Consider the following 15,922-nt stretch of genomic DNA (forward strand, 5'->3'; position numbering starts at 1 on the left):
CGCATACTGCCATCCGACCGCTCAAGCCGCAGGCAGTCGCGCGATCACCTTGATCTCGAACTGGAAGCCGGACAGCCAGGTCACGCCAACCCCCGTCAGTGTCGGGTATGGCGCCTCGCCCCAGTAATCCGGCAGCACTTTCCAGACGGTCTCTAGCGTGTCCTGCGGATCAATCAGGAATGCCGTGACATCGACCACATCGTCAAACGTGCATCCAGCGGCCTCCAGCACAGCATTGAGGTTGTCAAAAGCGCGTCGAATCTGTGCCTCCAACTCCGGCTCTGGCGAGCCATCCTCCCGGCTGCCGACTTGGCCGGACACGAAAAGGAAGCCGTCCACACGTACGGCCGGGGAGTAATGATTTCGTTCATACAAAGCTTGACGCCCTGCAGGGAATACAACATCGCGGGATGACGCCATGGCGAGTTCTCACTTTCTTTGTCCAGCAATCTCTGCCGGACTTCATTGGGATGAATGGAAGACTCTACAGGCGGGGATGTCATCGATAAATGGCCTATTCTCTTCACCAGAATTTGTAAAATCCAAACAATATGAATCAAATTCTCGGAACAAAAGATGGATCGGTTCGATGCGATGCGCGTCTTTGCTTGCGTGGTGGAAACAGGCAGCTTCACCAAGGCCTCGGAGACCCTGCATATCAGCCGGGCGACGGCAACCCAATTGGTGCAGCAGCTCGAGACACGCCTGCATGCCAAGCTGCTGCATAGAACCACCCGCAAGGTCAAGGTGACGGTTGCAGGGCAAACCTTCTACGACCATGCGATTCGACTACTGGCCGACCTGCAGGAAGCGGAACGTGGCGTGGCAGGAGGATCAGACATGCTCGAAGGGCGTTTGCGGGTCGATGTGCCCAGCCCACTGGCCCGCTTGATCCTGGTGCCCGCGCTCCCCGGTTTCTACGAGCGCTACCCCGGCATTCAGCTTGACATGCGTGTCAGCGACCGCACGTCTGATCTACTGGATGAGAACATCGACTGCGTGATCCGGGGCGGGCCCATTGCTGACCAGACACTGATCGCCAGGCGGGTGGGCGATCTCCATCTACAGACCTACGCCGCGCCCGAGTACCTGCGGCGCGCCGGGAACCCCGGCCATCCGAGCGAGCTCGATGGATCCGCGCATCGGATCGTGGGTTATCTGTGGGCACACAGAAACCAGCGCGTCCCGTATCCGATGCGACGTGGCGAGGAGATTGTCAGCATCCGTGGCAACTACGCCCTTGCCGTCGATGACGGCAATGCCTATCTGGCTGCAGGCGTGGCCGGACTGGGAATCGTATGGCTGCCAGACTACATGGCCCAGCGTTGTACAGCCGAGGGCACGTTGATCCGGTTGTTTCCCGAGTGGCAACTGGACCCCATGCCATTGCATGTCGCTTTCCACCCAAGCCGGCGTGCCAATGCCAGGCTGCGCGCCTTCATCGATTGGGTGGAGGAACGCATCGGCGCGATCTCCTGATCCGTTCGCTTTCGACGGCGTTGCTTTGCCAAGGCTTCCTTTTCCGAGTCCCCGATCCCCGCCATGAACGCCTCCAACATGGGCGGGATCGGCTTTTCGGCATCGACCGCCTCGCCATACGTCTGCGCGTGCAGCGCGGCGTGACGGTCGAGGCCGGTCTTCAGGCTGACCTTGCCGGCAACCCGGCGTGCCGCGCTCACGCCGGCGGCGCTCCGTCCTTGAATGCGCTCTTGAGCATCTGGCGCAGCTCCGGTCCGTCTTCATGGTGATGGACCTGCACCGCATGCTGCACGGCGACCTGAAGCAGTTCTTCCTCGCTGTCGGCGCTCAGGGCGACCGTGCACTTGGATTCGCTGGGGAACTCGCGGCAATCGATATATTTGCGTCCCATGACTGGCTCCTGACGCGATGAGGGTGTATCGGCGGGGCCTCGCCGAGGCTCCGGCCGCGGCGCCGTGGCGGGCCACGCGCGGCGTGCGAGTCCAGTATAGGGCGGCCCGCGCGAAAGCCCATGCCGGGGCCGGATCGGCTATCCTCAAGCGCCTGCCCGCTGCCCAACCCGACATACCCAAGCCAAGATGAAATCGATCTACCTAGCCGGTTTCGACGTCTTCCGCCCGGACGCCGTCGCCCACGGCGAATACCTCAAGGCGCTGTGCGCCCGGCACGGCTTCCTCGGCCTCTATCCGCTCGACAAGGCGGCGCCCGCCGGCCTGCCGGGTCCCGACGCCGCGCGCTGGATCTACGAGGCCAATATCAACCTGTTGCGCCGCGCCGACATGGTGATGGCCAATCTCGACGATTTCCGCGGTCCCGGCGAGCCGGATTCGGGGACCGTGTTCGAGGCCGGTTTCGCGGTGGCGCTGCAGAAGCCGGTGTGGGGCTACAGCGCCGACGCCGGCACCCTGCTGGAGCGCGTCGGCGTGGCCAGGGGCGAGGACGGCGCCATGCGCGACGCGCGCGGCTTCGTGGTGGAGGATTTCGGCCTCGCCAAGAACCTGATGCTGGCCTGCTCGGTGAAGCTGGTGGCCGGCGGCCCGGAGGCATGCCTGGCCGCGATGGAGCAGGCCGAGCGGCGGCGCAGTTGCCGCGGCGCCGGCGCGCCGGCCGAGGACTGAGCGGCCGGGTGCGCGGCGCCGGTTCAGCGGCGCAGGCTGGCCATGCCGGCGGCGATGTCGTCCGCGGTGCCGGACACGATCTGGCGGTAGGCCGCCACCACGCCGTCCACCGCGCCCGGCGCCGGCAGTTCGGCCTGGGTGCGCCCGGCGCTGACCTTGCCGTCGGGCAGGCGGCGCACGGTCCAGTTGATGGTGGCGCTGGCGCGCTCGCCGACGCTGGCTTCCAGCCGCACCACCTCGGTGGTGATGCGGTACACGGGGGCCTCGTCCGGCAGGCCCGACAGGCCCTGCTGGTAGGTGTCCAGCGCGCCGAGCCGGGCCTGCAACTGCTGCGAGAGCGCGTCGCGCAGCTCGTCGGGCAGCGGCGCCGACCAGCGCGACTGGTCGAGCAGCCGCAGCTCGCCGTCCTGGCCGCTGCGCACCACCAGCTGCGGGCGGTTCAGGCGTTCGGGCACGCGCACCGGCGCCACCTCGATCCACAGCGGCCGGGCGCCGGGCGCCGGGGCCGCCGCGGGCGCGCCGTTCACCGCGGGCGCCCCATTCGCGCTGCCCGCGAGCGTGTAGTAGCGCGGCTCGGGCGAGGCGCAGCCGGCCAGCAGCGCGGCCGCGAGCGGCAGCGCCAGCATGGCGGAGGAGATCATCTTGCGGGTCATCATGGGGTCTCCGGCTTGCCGCGCACCAGCGCTTCGGGGTGGCGTTCCAGGTAGTCGGTCAGCGCGCGCAGCGACACCGCGGTGCGCGTGAGCTCCTGCATCATGCGGCGCGTGTCCTGCTGCAGCGGCGCGTCGGAGGCGAGCGTGCCGTTGGCGGCGCTGAGCGTCTTGCGCGCGTCCTGCAGCGCGGCCACCACCTGCGGCGCGACGTCGCCGTTGAGCTGGCCGACCAGCTTGTCGGCGCTGGCGAGCATGGTGTTCATGGTGGCCAGCGAGGCGCGCAGGTCCTGGCCGATCTGCTCGAACGGCACCTTGTCGATCTTGTTGACGATGTCGCCGAGCTTGGCCTGCAGCTCGTCGAAGGTGCCCGGCGTGGTGGGCAGCTCGGCGATCGCGCCGTTGTAGTCCACGCCGACCGGCGGCGCCTTGGGGAAGAAGTCGAGCGCCACGTAGAGCTGGCCGGTCAGCAGGTTGCCGGTGCGCAGCTGCGCGCGCATGCCGCGCTTGACCAGCGCCTGGACGATGGTGCGCGCGCGGTTGACGTCCTCCACGTCGCGCGCGCGGAAGCCCATGCGCGACGGGTAGAGCTCCACCACCACCGGCAGGCGGAAGGCCTTCTTGTCGCCCACGTACTCGATGCCGATCGAGCGCACCTGGCCCACCACCACGCCGCGGAAGTCCACCGGCGCGCCCGGCGAGAGCCCGCGCACCGACTGGTCGAAGTTGAGTACGGCCAGCGAGGGCACCAGTTCCTCGGGCTCCTTCATGGCCTCGGTCTGGTCGCTGGAGAGCAGGAACTGGGTGTTCTCGCTGGCCGCCGCGGTGGCCCTGGAGTCGTCCGGCGCCTGGAACGCCACGCCGCCCAGCAGCACCGTCACCAGCGACTGCGTGTTGAGCTTGAAGCCGCCGGCGTCGAGCTTGATGTCCACGCCGCTGGCGTGCCAGAAGCGGGTGTCGGCCGTGACCAGTTTGTCATAGGGTTTGTTGATGAACACGCGCAGCGACAGGTCGCGCCCGTTGGGCTCGAGCTGGTAGGCCACCACCTGGCCGACCTGCACGCGGCGGTAGTAGACCGGCGAGCCGATGTCGAGCGAGCCGAGGTCGGCCGCGCGCAGCACGAACTGCTTGCCGGAGGCGTCGGTGGTGACGGCCGGCGGCACCTCCAGCCCGGTGAAGTCGCGTATGCGTTCCTCGGACTTGCCCGCGTCCACGCCGATGTAGGCGCCCGACAGCAGCGTCTCCAGCCCGGAGATGCCGCTCGTCGCGAAGCGCGGGCGCACCACCCAGAAGCGCGTGTCTTTGGCCGAGAAGCTGGCCGCGTCCTGGGTCAGGTCGATCCTGGCGATCACGTGCGAGCGGTCGGGCGCCAGGCGCACCGACTTGACCAGGCCGATGTCCACGTCCTTGTAGCGCACCGGTGTCTTGCCCGGCGTGAGCCCTTCGGCGGTGCGGAAGGTGACGGTGATCTCGGGGCCGCGCTCGGCGATGGTGCGGATCAGCAGCGACAGGCCGACCACGGCGGCGACGATCGGGATCAGCCACACCAGCGAGGGCAGCCAGCGCGAGCGCCGGCGGCGCGCCGGCGAGGGCGGCTGCGGTGGCGGGGAGGGGGAAGCGTTGTCAAGATCGGGCATCGTTTGCATCCAGCGAATCCCACAGCAGGCGCGGGTCGAAACTGAGTGAAGCCAGCATGGTGAGCACCACCACGGAGCCGAAGGCCAGCGCGCCGCCGCCCGGGATGATGGTGGCGAGCGCGCCGGCGCGCACCAGCGAGGCCAGCAGCGCCACCACGAAGATGTCGAGCATCGACCAGCGGCCGATGACCTCGACCAGGCCGTACAGGCGGGTCTGCTGGCGGATGCGCCAGCGCGAGCGGAAATGCACGGACAGCAGCAGCAAGGTGAGGATGCACATCTTCAGCAGCGGCACCACGATGCTGGCGATCAGCACCACGATGGCCAGCAGGTTGGAGCCCGACAGCCACAGGTAGATCACGCCCGAGAAGATGGTGTCGTGCTGCGTGCCGAGGATCGACTGCGTCACCATCACCGGCAACAGGTTGGCCGGAATGTAGAGGATGTAGGCCGCCAGCAGGAAGGCCCAGGTGCGCGCCACGCTGTGCGGCTTGCGGTGGTGCAGCGTGGCGCCGCAGCGCGGGCAGGGCCCGCCCTCCAGCGCGCGCGGGCTGAGCGCGTCGCAGGCGTGGCACGAGACCAGCCCCATCGAGGTGGCGGTGGGCACCTGCGGCAGCGGCTTGTCCTCGTCGTCGTCGGCCAGCTCCGCCATCACGCCGGCGGCCATGCGGCGCGAGCGCGCCAGCGCGCTTTCGCCGTTGCCGCGCGGCGCGGGAGCGGGGGCAGGGGTGGGGGCGGAATCCGGCGCGGCGCTCATCGCGGCTCCTCGTCCAGGTAGTCCCACAGGTTGCGCGGGTCGAACGACAGCATCGCCGCCAGCACCACCACCAGCGCGCCGAACGACCACAGCGCCACGCCCGGCAGCACCTGGGCCATCGTCGAGAGCTTCACCAGCGTGACCAGCACGCCGATCATGAACACCTCGATCATGCCCCACGGGCGCGTCTGCCGGATGCCGCGCACGATGCGCTCGAAGCCGGCCGGCATGCGGTGGCGCGCCATCGGCACCAGCAGGTACAGCATCATCAGCATCTCGGTGAGCGGGAACAGGATGGTGGTGGCGAACACCAGCATCGCCACCAGCTCCATGTGGTCGGCGTAGAGCGCCCGCACCGCGCCCCACAGCGTGGTCTCGGTGCGCACGCCCTTGAGGTCCATCTCGACGATCGGATAGGCGTTGGAGACCGCGAACAGGATCAGCGCGGCCAGCACCAGCGGCAGCAGGCGCGCATAGGCGCGCGTGCTCTCGCGGTAGAGCTGGCCGCCGCAGCGCAGGCACAGCGCGCGCTCGCCGTCGGCCAGGGGCTCGCGCTGGTAGACCGCGTCGCAGTATTCGCAGGCCACCAGCCGCGCGAGCGCGGCCGGATCTTGCGGCTGCGGCTGCGGGCGGGCGTCGTCGCGGCGCGCTTCGCTCATGCCTTGCCGGAGCCGGCCACGTCCTCGGCGGCGATGGGTTTGCCCTGCGCCAGCGCGCGCGGCGGATCGGCCAGCTGCTGCGAGCCGATGGTCCAGTCGCGCAGCAGCGCGTAGGCCACCGCCAGCAGCGTCGGGCCGATGAACACGCCGAGGAAGCCGAACGCCAGCGCGCCGCCGAACACGCCCAGCATGACCCAGATCAGCGGCATGTCGGTGCCCTTGCTGATCAGCAGCGGCTTGATGATGTTGTCGGCCATGCTGACCACGCCCACGCCCCACACCACCATGAAGATGGCCCAGCCGAGCGCGCCGGTGTGGTACAGCCACAGCGCGGCCGGGATCCACACCAGCGGCGGCCCGACCGGGATCACCGACAGGAAGAAGGTCACGAAGCCGAGGATGGCCGCGCCCGGCACGCCCGCGATCCAGAAGCCGATGCCGGCCAGCAGCGCCTGCACGAAGGCCGTGCCCAGCACGCCGTAGACCACGCCCTTGACGGTGTTGCCGGCCAGCGCCAGCAGATGGTCGGCGCGCTCGCCGGCGATGCGGCGCATGCCCGCGCGCAGCCACGCCACCGCGAACTCGCCGCCGGTATAGAAGAAGAACGCCAGCACGATCGACAGCGCCAGTTGGCCGAGCCCGGCGCCGATCGACAGGCCCGCGCCCAGCACCGCGTGGCCGACCGGCGCGATCAGCTTGCGCAGGTTGGCCACCATGTCGGAGTCGGCGTGGATCACCTTGTCCCAGCTGGTCTGCAGGTAGCTGCCGACGTAGGGCAGGCCGCTCAGCCAGTCCGGCAGCGCCGGCAGGCCGCTGTCGATGAAGCGGTCCACCACGCCGGAGAGCTGGTCGATATGGGCCGAGAAGCTGGCGCCGGCGTAGACGAACGGGCCCAGCACGATCACGGCGGCCAGCAGCACGCAGATCATGGCGGCCAGGCTGCGGCGGTTGCCCAGCCAGCGCGACAGCACCGAATACGGATACCAGGAACTGAACGCGAGGATGGCGGCCCACAGCAGCGCCGTGGTGAACGGCGCCAGCACCAGCAGCGAGCCGCCGATCAGGACGACCAGCGCCAGGACGGCGGCAATTTTTTCGATCAGTTGGCTGGAGTTCATCGGGTGCATCTCCGGGCATGCCGGCGTGACGGGAACGCCGACAATATATAGGAAAACATAGACCCTCCCGCCCGATAGCGGGGATGCCGGCGCGCGCGCGGGCAAAAAATGCTGCATTGCGGTTGCTGCGCCGCGGCACGGGCGCGCGCCGGCGCGGGGTGTGGGGCATGGGAGTGTGGGAGGCGGGGCCGGCGCGCAGCCGCCGCGGCTCGCGGCGGCTGCGGCGGGCACGGGGCCGAACGCTAGGCCGGCGGGTGAGCCGGCGGCGGCCCCTGCTCCAGCAGCGCCGCGATCAGGTCGGACTGCGTGACGATGCCGAGCAGCCGGCGCTGCGCGTCCACCACCGGCATCTCGTGCAGGCCGCCGTCGGAGAACGCGCGCGCCAGCTCCACCATCGGCTGCTCCGGCCGGGCGGTGGCCATGCCGGTGTGCATCAGGTCGCCGGCGCTGCCCGCGCGCGGCTGGCCGCCGGCGCGCGCGGCCAGCAGGTCGGCCAGGCCCAGCATGCCGACCAGGCGCCGCGCCTCGTCCACCACCGGCAGCGTGCGCAGGCCGTGGCGGTTGAGCAGCGCGCGCGCCTGCACGCCGCTGTGGCCGGGCTGCACCGTGACCACGTCGCGCGACATGATGTGCTCGCAGCGCACCTCGCCGAAGCGGCGGCGGTAGGCGCGCATCTGCGCGGCCACCAGGATGTCTTCCAGGTCGTCTTCCTCGATGTCGAGGAATTCGCCGCGCGCGCGCAGCACCGCGTCCAGGTCGGCGCGGCTGAAGCCCACGCGCGCGCTCGGCGGCGGATCGGCGGTGCGGTGCGCATTGGCGTGCTCGGCCGGGCGGTGCGGGTAGCGCCGCCGCAGCGCGTTGTTGAACAGCAGCGCCACCAGCAGCAGCAACATCGAATTGAGCGCCACCGGGAACGCCGCGAAGCCGAAGCCGAGCTTGGCCACGGCCGGCCCGCCGAACACGGCCGTGACCGCCACCGCACCGCTGGGCGGGTGCACGCAGTGCAGCCGGAACATCGCCGCGATGGCCAGCGCCACCGCCGCCGCGGCGGCCAGCCCGGGGTCGGGAATCCAGCGCGCGCACGCCACCCCGATCAGCGCCGCCACCAGGTTGCCGCCGACGATGGACCACGGCTGCGCCAGCGGGCTGGCCGGCACCGCGAACAGCAGCACCGCCGAGGCGCCCATCGGCGCCACGAACCACGGGTTGAGGCCGCCGAGCATGCGGTGGCTGATCCATTCGGTGGCCAGCAGGCCGAGCAGCGCGCCCAGGCAGCTCTTGAAGCGCTCGCGCCGGCTGCCGGCGACGGGGGCGGGCACGAACGCGCGCAGCCAGGCGCGCGCCGGCGCGGGCGGGAAACCGGCCGGCGCGGCGGTGGACACAGCGGCCGAAGCCGTGGCGGAAGCGGCTCGGGAATCAGCCGGGGAAGGGGCCTGGGATGGCGGCATGGGGCGGGCCTGGTTCTCGGTTCGGTGGCCCGGGACGGGGCGCAAGGCGGGCTGCGCGGGCGCGGCGGCACGCATCCGCCGCCGGCCGCATCGCAGCAAGCCGGGCGCAAATATATCATGACGTGATACATTTCGCTGTCGCGGCGCCGGCCGCGGCACCACCCCATATGCGCGCCGCGCAAGCCCCCACGAGTCCCATCATGCACTTCGAAAAACGCGACTACGCCGTCAGCCGGCGCCTGCTGCTGCTGGCCGCCCTGGCGCTGCCGATCGGCGCGGTCAGCACGGCGGCGGCGCTGCTGCTGCTGAACCTGATCCGCTTCTTCACCAATCTCTTCTTCTTCCAGACGCTGTCGCTGGCCGAGCGCTCGCCGGCGCAGCACGCGCCCGGCGCGTGGGCGATCCTGGTGCCGGTGGCCGGCGGGCTGCTGGTGGGGCTGATGGCGCGCTACGGCAGCGACAAGATCCGCGGCCACGGCATCCCCGAGGCCATCGAGGCGGTGCTGTTCGGCAAGAGCCGGATGTCGCCGCGCGTGGCGGTGCTCAAGCCGCTCTCGTCGGGCATCGTGATCGGCAGCGGCGGGCCGTTCGGCGCCGAGGGGCCGATCATCATGACCGGCGGCTCGATCGCCTCGCTGCTGGCGCAATACCTGCACCTGACCGCCGCCGAGCGCAAGACGCTGCTGGTGGCGGGCGCCTGCGCCGGCATGACGGCGATTTTCGGCACGCCGGTGGCGGCGGTGCTGCTGGCGGTGGAGCTGCTGCTGTTCGAGCTGCGCCCGCGCAGCCTGCTGCCGGTGGCGCTGGCGTGCGCGGTGGCCGGTTTCCTGCGCCCGCTGGCGTTCGGTTCCGGCCCGCTGTTCGCCATGCAGACGCCGCCCGCGTCCGCCGTGGCGCTCGGCTCGTGCGTGGTCGCCGGGCTGCTGTGCGGCGTGCTCGGCGCGGTGCTGACGCTGGCGCTGTACCGCACCGAGGACCTGTTCTCCCGGCTCGGGCTGCACTGGATGTGGTGGCCCGCCATCGGCGGCGCGGTGGTCGGCATCGGCGGCTACTTCGAGCCGCGCGCGCTCGGCGTGGGCTACGACGTGATCGCCGACCTGCTGCACAACCGCCTGGCGCTGGAAGTGGCGCTGGCCCTGCTGGCGGTCAAGGCAGCGATCTGGGTCGCGGCGCTCGGCTCGGGCACCTCGGGCGGCGTGCTGGCGCCGCTGCTGATGCTCGGCGCGGGGCTGGGCGTGGCGCTCGGGCCGGTGCTGCCCGGCGGCTCGCCGCAGCTGTGGGCGCTGGTGTGCATGGCCGGCGTGCTGGGCAGCGTGCTCGGCGCGCCGTTGACCGCGATCGTGTTCGCGTTCGGGCTGACCCACGACAGCGAGGCGCTGCTGCCGCTGCTGCTGGCCACCGCGGTGGCGCACGGCTTCACGGTGCTGACCATGAAGCGCTCGATCATGACCGAGAAGATCGCGCGCCGCGGCCTGCACGTCTACCGCGAGTACGGCGTCGACCCGCTCGAGCGCCAGCACGTGGCGGACCTGATGACCACCGCGGTGGTGAGCGTGGACGGCGAGCAGGCGGTCGGCGCGCTGTGGCCGCGCCATTTCGGCGAGCACGCGCCGCACCGCGCCTATCCGGTGGTGTGCGGCGGGCGCGTGGCGGGCATGCTGGAGCGCAACGCCTTGCGCGGCCGGGAGGATTCGCCGCTGCGCGGGCGCGAGCTGATGATGCCGCTGGGCGCGGAGCAGGTGCTGCTGCCCGCGCACACCGCGCGCGCCGCCGCCGGGCGCATGGCGGCGCTCGGCGTGGGCCGCCTGCCGGTGGTGGCGGACGCGGAGTCGATGCGGCTGGTGGGCGTGGTGTCGCTGCGCGACCTGCTGCATCCCAGCGGGCAGGTGCTCGACGAAGAAACGCGGCGCGAGCGGCTGCGCGGCGCGGGCCGCGGCGGGCCCGCGCGCGCCGTCACTTCTTCGTGAGCCGGTCCATCATGCTCTTGACCTTCTGCTCGTTGCGGCGGTCGATCTCCGCTTTCTCGGCCGGGGTCAGCGCCGCCGTGTTGCAGGCGCCGGCGTAGCTGGAGAAGCGGCTGGCGCACTGCGCCGCCAGCTGCTTGGCGCGGGTCCAGTCGCCGGCCTGGCCGTAGAAGCGGATGGCGTCGGGCCAGGCCGCGGGGGCGTCGCTGAAGTAGCTCAGACCCTGCTCCATCACCTGGCCCGCCTGCCGGCCCTGGCCGGCGCCGAGCAGCCCGCTGGCGCGGGTCACGTAGACCGTCCAGCTGCGGTCGGGCTCGGACTGCAGGTTGCGGTCCAGCAGCGCGCCGGCGCGCTGCATGCCCTGCGCGTTGCCGCCGGGGCCGAGCTCGGCCAGGCTCAGCGTCATCAGCGGCAGCGCCTGGCGCGCCGTGGGGCCGGAGCTGGCTTCCAGCGCCAGCTTGCGCGCGCGGGCGAAGTCCTGCGCCTGCAAGGCGCCCTGGGCATCGGCGGCGAGCTGGTAGTTCTTCAGCGTGGCGGCGGTGCGCCGCTGCGCCAGCGCGCGCGTCCAGGGCGCCACGCTCGGGCGCGGGCGCGGCTTGCCGGCCATCAGCGGCATGACCTGCGCGGTGAGCGAGTCGAGCCGGCCCGCGGTCGACGGGTGCGACACCGTGAGCTGGTCCCACAGGCCGCGCATGCCGTTGTCGAGGTTCTGGAACAGCCCGGTGCCGCCGGACTCCAGCGAGGCCTCCAGTTCGCGCACGGTTTGGTTGACGGCGTCGTTGCCCTGTGCCGTGCTCTTCTTGCGCGCATTGTCGGCGGCGGCCTGCTTGACCTGCTCGAGCAGGCGCTGCTGCTGGGCCTCGCGCAGCGCGGCGTTCTTCTGCTCCCAGGTGTCCTGGCGCTCGAGGAAGGCCTTGAAGCCCTGCGTGAACGAGTAGCCCAGGCGCAGGCTCACGGTGGCGCCGAAGCGGTCGGCGTTCTCTTCCTGCTGGCGGCCCCAGGCCGGCACCAGCACGCTCTTGCCGAGCGCGTAGGAGGCCAGCACGCTGTCGGCCAGGCCCCAGCCGGCGGCGTTGCCGGCCTTGCGCGCCAGCACCACGCCCACGGTGGTCCAGGTGGCGACCTTGTCGGCGGCGTCGGCCGCGCCTTCGAGCTGGTGGTAGTCGAGATAGACGTGGCCGTACTCGTGCGAGAGCAGCGCCACGATCTCGTCCTCCGACTCGGCCGAGGCCAGCCAGCCCAGCGACAGGTAGATGTTGCCGCTGCCGGTGCAATAGGCCTGCAGGTCGCCGGAGGCGGTGATGTAGACCGCGCCGGGCCAGTCCGGCACGCCGGCCGCGGTCTTGACCCTGGCCAGCAGGCCGTCGAGGTAGGCCTGCATCTCCGGCATGTCGACCAGGCCGTAGCCGCGCGCGCGCTGGTTGCGCACGTCCGGGGCCGGATCGGGCCATGTGCGCCCGGTGGGCACGGGCGGCAGCTCGCCGGTCTTGAGGGCGAAGGTGTCGCCGCCGGGCAGCGTGGCGCAGCCGGCGGCCAGCCATGCCGCGGCCAGCGCCGCCAGCGCGGCTTGCACAGGCCGCGCCGGCGCGCGGCGCGGGCGCCTGGGCTTCGGGCTTGCTCGCATGGCGCTCAGCGGCAGTTGGCTTCGCCGGCGCCCGGGGTGGAGCCGGTCGGGCTGTGGTTGCTGCCGCCCTGCATCACGGTGCCGGCGCAGCTTGCCTTGGCGCCGCGCGTGACGCGCACGGTCATGCTGTCGACCCAGTAGTCGTGCCCGGCCACGCGCACGCGGTAGAAGTCGTCCTTCGACTCGAGCACGGGCCACGGCAGGTTGTCCGGCGCCACGCTCTGCGCGGCGGCGGCGTCGCCGGGGTGCGCGTACAGCGGCAGCGGCTTGACGACGGCGCCGGCGACCTGGCCGAGGTCGGACGGCGGCGTGGCGGCGCCGGCCGGCAACGCCGGCAGGACTGGCAGGACCGGGAGCAGGGCGAGCAGGGTGGCGGCGAGGCGGGCGCGGAGGGACGGGAGGCGGCGCATGGTTTTTACTCCGGGTGGTGCGATTCGGTCAGGGGTGGCTCGTCCGGGTCGGTGCCGAGCGCGATGTCGGTGATCTTGCGGGTCCAGCCGAACCATTCGGCGGCGAGCGCCATCGCGGCGAGGTCCACCACGGGCAGCGTGCCGACGTCGAGCAGCCACTGGGCGCCGACGATGAACAGCATGATGGCCAGCGTGGAATAGGCCACGCGCCAGGCCTGCCCCGAGAGGAACGCGCCGACCCGGCCGGCGCCGAGCAGGAACGCGCTCAGGTGCCGGTCGCGCGGGCCGCGCGCGCCGGTGGTGCAGGCGTGGCGCAGGCGCGCGCGCAGGCGGCGCAGCCATACCCCGGGCTGGCGCCGCCAGCGCCCGCGCGCGTGCCGCGGCGGCGGGCCGCCGAACAGGCGCCGGCGGTGCAGCAGCAGGTGGGTCAGCGCCACCGCGACCAGGCCCAGCACGGCCAGGCGCCACGGCGGCGGCATCTCCCATTCCAGCGCGCGCTTGTAGCGCGCGCCGTAGGTCAGCAGGTTGTCGAGCGCCATCGCGTGCATGAACACGCCCGGGATCGGACCGTGCACGGGCGACGCCACCAGGTCGTTGCTGCCCGCCATCGAGGTGCCGATCAGCACGAAGCGGCCGTCGATGCGCTCGCGCAGCCGCTGCGCGTCCGCCTCGGTGGCCGGCTTGAGCTCGCGCATGGTCAGCGCGCGGCTGTAGGGGCAGATCGGCTTGAGCGCCTCGTCGCCGGCCCACAGCGCGCGCAGCGCGGGCGGCAGGACCTCGCCGGGGCCGGCATAGGGCCGGCACCATTCGGCGAAGCGCGGCAGGCCGGCATTGTCCACGCCCCAGACCAGCGCCATCGGCGCTTCCTCGCGCTCGAGCTTCACGCCGGCGGCATCCTCGGCCACCGCCAGCGCGGCGCTGCGCGCGGGCGGGGCGCTGTCTTCGTCGCGCGCTTCGCTGCGCTCCCCGCCGTGCGCCCGGTTCTCGTGCCTGCCTTCATGGCCGCCGGCCTCGCGCCACAGCGGGTAGTTCCAGATCAGGCGGTCGATGCGGTCGGCCTCGTAGTCCACGCCGACCAGCGTGAAGCACGGCGCCTCGCCGGCAGGCGTGGCCAGGCCCGGGCGCAGCGCCAGCCGGCCGTCCGCGCCGGGCAGCGCGGCCAGGAAGACCGGCACGCCGCGGTCGCGCAGCCGGCACAGCGCCTGCACCAGCGCGGGCAGCGTGGCGTCGTCGCGCGCCTGCGTGAAGGTGATGTCGACGAAGATCGCGCGCGGCTTGTAGGCCTGCCCCAGCACCGACAGCCAGCGCGCGTGCGTGCGGTACGGCACCGGCCAGCCCTGGCCGGCCTCGGCCAGGGAGGTGTCGTCGATCAGCAGCACGGTCACGTCGTCGCGGCGCGCGGCGGGGTAGAAGGCGCCCACCAGTGCGCTCTGCGCGCGCGCGGTGACGTGGGTGATGGCGTCGCTGGAGGGCACCACCTTGGGCACGCCCCACAGCATCAGGAAGGAGATCACCAGCGCGAACGGCAGCGAGACCAGGAAGCGCGTCGCCGGCTTGTAGCGCCGGGCGTCTTCCCGCGCGCCGGCGGCGTGGCCGGTGGGCGGCGCGCCCGTGCCGGCTGGCGCCGCCGGCGTGGCGTGGTGAGGCGAGCTGGTCATCCTGCGGCGTTCTTGTTCTTGTCCTGGCGATGGCCGTGCGCGGCCCGCGCGCGCAGGGCTGTCCCGGGGGAGGTCAGATGTGGATCAACGGTGGCAAATGCCGGCGCTCATGATAGCTCGAAATTACATTTGCTTACATATGCCGATGTGGCTGCGGGGAGACAGCCGCCCCATCGGAGGGCGGGAGGGCGGGCAGGCGGGCCGCGCGCGGGTTCAGGCGGGCTGCACGTAGACCGTGAGCTGCAGGTCCACGATGCGGTAGCCTTTTTCCGCGACGAAGCGGTCCAGCCGTTCGAGCAGGGCTTCGTCCTCGAACTTGAAGATCTTCCCGTCCTGCATGCTGACCACGTGGACGTGCCGGCTGCCGTCGGACAGCTCATAGAACGACTTGCCGTGGCCGAGCTGGCTGCGCCGGACGATGCCGGCGTTCTCCATGTCGCCCAGCACGCGGTAGACGGTGCCGATGCCGACCTGGTTGCCGGCGTCCCGGAGGGCGACGTAGAGGGCTTCCGCGGTCGGGTGCGCGTGGGCGCAGCGCTGCAGCGCGCCGAGGACCTGGAGCCGCAGCAGGGTGGGACGCAGGCCGGCGTCGCGGAGTACGGATTCGGAAGCGCTCATGGTGGAAAGGGGGCGGGGGCGCGGCGTGGCGTGGGCCATCCGAAGGGGCTCGGCGCTCAGATCTCAGACCATTCGCGCAGCAGGTTGTGATAGTGGTGGGTCAGCGTCAGCAGCTCTTCCGACTCGCCGCAGCGGGTCCGCAGCGACTGGATGGCCTGGTCCAGCTCGAACAGCATCGTGCGCCGGCCGTCGTTGCGGATCATGCTCTGCATCCAGAAGAACGAGCACAGGCGGCTGCCGCGGGTCACGGGGGTGACGCAGTGCACGCTGGTGGACGGGTACAGCACCATGTCGCCGGCCGGCAGCTTGACTTCGTGCACGCCGTAGGTGTCGCGGATGGTCAGGTCGCCGCCGTCGTATTCCTCGGGGTCGCACAGGAACAGCGTGGCCGACAGGTCGGTGCGCAGCCAGCCCGGGCTGTGGTCGTGGGCGCGCACCGCGCCGTCGACGTGGAAGCCGTAGTGCTCCAGATTCGCGCTGTCGTAGCGGTTGAACAAGGGCTGGGCGATGCGCAGCGGCAGCGCCGCGGAAAAGAACAGGGCGTTCTTCTTCAGCGCCTCGGTGACGATGCCCGCCATTTCGATCGAGGCCGGGGCATTGGCCGGGGCCTGGCGGTTGTTCTTCACCCTGGCGCCGGCGGTGCCGACCGTGGCGCGGCCGTCCACCCATGCGCCGGACTCGAGCCTGCCGCGCAGGGTCCGGACTTCTGCGGCGCTCAGCACGCCGGGGATGTGGAGAATCATGATGTCGACATGTTGTATTGATGCCCCGCCGGCCGCGCG

16 protein-coding genes and 1 pseudogene are annotated in these 15,922 nt (G+C 71.5%); 3 read left to right on the top strand and 14 right to left on the bottom strand.

Going from position 1 to position 15,922, the window contains the following annotated elements; genetic code table 11:
* Window positions 1–21 precede the first annotated feature (21 nt).
* Window positions 22–420 carry a RidA family protein gene (locus KF708C_RS02910; protein ID WP_029044166.1) on the bottom strand — a complete coding sequence of 133 codons (399 nt, stop codon included), beginning with the start codon at window positions 418–420 and terminating at the stop codon, window positions 22–24.
* Between the two features lie 156 nt (window positions 421–576).
* On the opposite strand from KF708C_RS02910, the gene KF708C_RS02915 reads away from it, so the two are divergent.
* Window positions 577–1,479 (top strand): LysR family transcriptional regulator, encoded by a 903-nt coding sequence (locus tag KF708C_RS02915; RefSeq protein ID WP_059410688.1) that lies wholly within the window; start codon window positions 577–579, stop codon window positions 1,477–1,479.
* A 9-nt stretch (window positions 1,480–1,488) separates the two neighbouring features.
* Here KF708C_RS02915 and KF708C_RS35425 read toward each other — a convergent pair.
* Window positions 1,489–1,646 (bottom strand): annotated as a pseudogene (locus KF708C_RS35425) (DUF2274 domain-containing protein); the annotation flags it as partial.
* A 29-nt stretch (window positions 1,647–1,675) separates the two neighbouring features.
* Window positions 1,676–1,870 (bottom strand): DUF1059 domain-containing protein, encoded by a 195-nt coding sequence (locus KF708C_RS02920; protein WP_020205628.1) that lies wholly within the window; start codon window positions 1,868–1,870, stop codon window positions 1,676–1,678.
* 187 nt (window positions 1,871–2,057) lie between these two features.
* Here KF708C_RS02920 and KF708C_RS02925 point away from each other — a divergent pair, with 187 nt between their 5' ends.
* Window positions 2,058–2,597 carry a nucleoside 2-deoxyribosyltransferase gene (locus KF708C_RS02925; RefSeq protein WP_020205629.1) on the top strand — a complete coding sequence of 180 codons (540 nt, stop codon included), beginning with the start codon at window positions 2,058–2,060 and terminating at the stop codon, window positions 2,595–2,597.
* 23 nt (window positions 2,598–2,620) lie between these two features.
* Here the strand turns inward: KF708C_RS02925 and KF708C_RS02930 are convergent, their stop codons facing one another.
* The 6 genes from KF708C_RS02930 to KF708C_RS02955 form a co-directional block, all read right to left on the bottom strand.
* The gene (locus KF708C_RS02930) at window positions 2,621–3,253 is read right to left on the bottom strand and encodes a PqiC family protein (RefSeq protein ID WP_059410689.1); all 633 of its coding nucleotides are present in this window, start codon (window positions 3,251–3,253) and stop codon (window positions 2,621–2,623) included.
* Window positions 3,250–4,884, bottom strand: coding sequence for a PqiB family protein (locus tag KF708C_RS02935; RefSeq protein ID WP_020205631.1), 1,635 nt, complete (start codon window positions 4,882–4,884; stop codon window positions 3,250–3,252). The genes KF708C_RS02930 and KF708C_RS02935 overlap by 4 nt, the downstream gene beginning before the upstream one ends.
* Entirely contained in the window at window positions 4,871–5,551 is a 681-nt protein-coding gene (locus KF708C_RS02940) for a paraquat-inducible protein A (protein ID WP_231401697.1), read from the bottom strand. Before KF708C_RS02940 ends, KF708C_RS02935 begins: the two co-directional genes overlap by 14 nt.
* Before the next feature lie 86 nt (window positions 5,552–5,637).
* Complete coding sequence (locus KF708C_RS02945; protein WP_059410690.1) at window positions 5,638–6,300, bottom strand: paraquat-inducible protein A; 663 nt, start codon at window positions 6,298–6,300, stop codon at window positions 5,638–5,640.
* Complete coding sequence (locus KF708C_RS02950) at window positions 6,297–7,418, bottom strand: AI-2E family transporter (RefSeq protein ID WP_020205634.1); 1,122 nt, start codon at window positions 7,416–7,418, stop codon at window positions 6,297–6,299. Before KF708C_RS02950 ends, KF708C_RS02945 begins: the two co-directional genes overlap by 4 nt.
* A 242-nt stretch (window positions 7,419–7,660) precedes the next feature.
* Window positions 7,661–8,866, bottom strand: coding sequence for an HPP family protein (locus KF708C_RS02955; RefSeq protein WP_231586365.1), 1,206 nt, complete (start codon window positions 8,864–8,866; stop codon window positions 7,661–7,663).
* Window positions 8,867–9,066: 200 nt separating this feature from the next.
* On the opposite strand from KF708C_RS02955, the gene KF708C_RS02960 reads away from it, so the two are divergent.
* Window positions 9,067–10,833 carry a chloride channel protein gene (locus tag KF708C_RS02960; protein ID WP_059410742.1) on the top strand — a complete coding sequence of 589 codons (1,767 nt, stop codon included), beginning with the start codon at window positions 9,067–9,069 and terminating at the stop codon, window positions 10,831–10,833.
* Here KF708C_RS02960 and KF708C_RS02965 read toward each other — a convergent pair.
* The 5 genes from KF708C_RS02965 to KF708C_RS02985 form a co-directional block, all read right to left on the bottom strand.
* Window positions 10,820–12,403, bottom strand: coding sequence for a M48 family metalloprotease (locus tag KF708C_RS02965; protein ID WP_059410692.1), 1,584 nt, complete (start codon window positions 12,401–12,403; stop codon window positions 10,820–10,822). The genes KF708C_RS02960 and KF708C_RS02965 overlap by 14 nt on opposite strands.
* A 56-nt stretch (window positions 12,404–12,459) precedes the next feature.
* Window positions 12,460–12,864 carry a hypothetical protein gene (locus KF708C_RS02970; RefSeq protein WP_059410693.1) on the bottom strand — a complete coding sequence of 135 codons (405 nt, stop codon included), beginning with the start codon at window positions 12,862–12,864 and terminating at the stop codon, window positions 12,460–12,462.
* Window positions 12,865–12,869: 5 nt separating this feature from the next.
* The gene (locus KF708C_RS02975; protein ID WP_059410694.1) at window positions 12,870–14,522 is read right to left on the bottom strand and encodes a CHASE2 domain-containing protein; all 1,653 of its coding nucleotides are present in this window, start codon (window positions 14,520–14,522) and stop codon (window positions 12,870–12,872) included.
* Between the two features lie 213 nt (window positions 14,523–14,735).
* The gene (locus KF708C_RS02980) at window positions 14,736–15,140 is read right to left on the bottom strand and encodes a Fur family transcriptional regulator (RefSeq protein ID WP_020205640.1); all 405 of its coding nucleotides are present in this window, start codon (window positions 15,138–15,140) and stop codon (window positions 14,736–14,738) included.
* 56 nt (window positions 15,141–15,196) lie between these two features.
* Entirely contained in the window at window positions 15,197–15,883 is a 687-nt protein-coding gene (locus KF708C_RS02985; RefSeq protein ID WP_020205641.1) for a Fe2+-dependent dioxygenase, read from the bottom strand.
* Between the last annotated feature and the right edge of the window lie 39 nt (window positions 15,884–15,922).

Source organism: Cupriavidus basilensis, from assembly GCF_000876015.1.
Classification (GTDB): Bacteria; Pseudomonadota; Gammaproteobacteria; order Burkholderiales; family Burkholderiaceae; genus Cupriavidus; species Cupriavidus basilensis_B.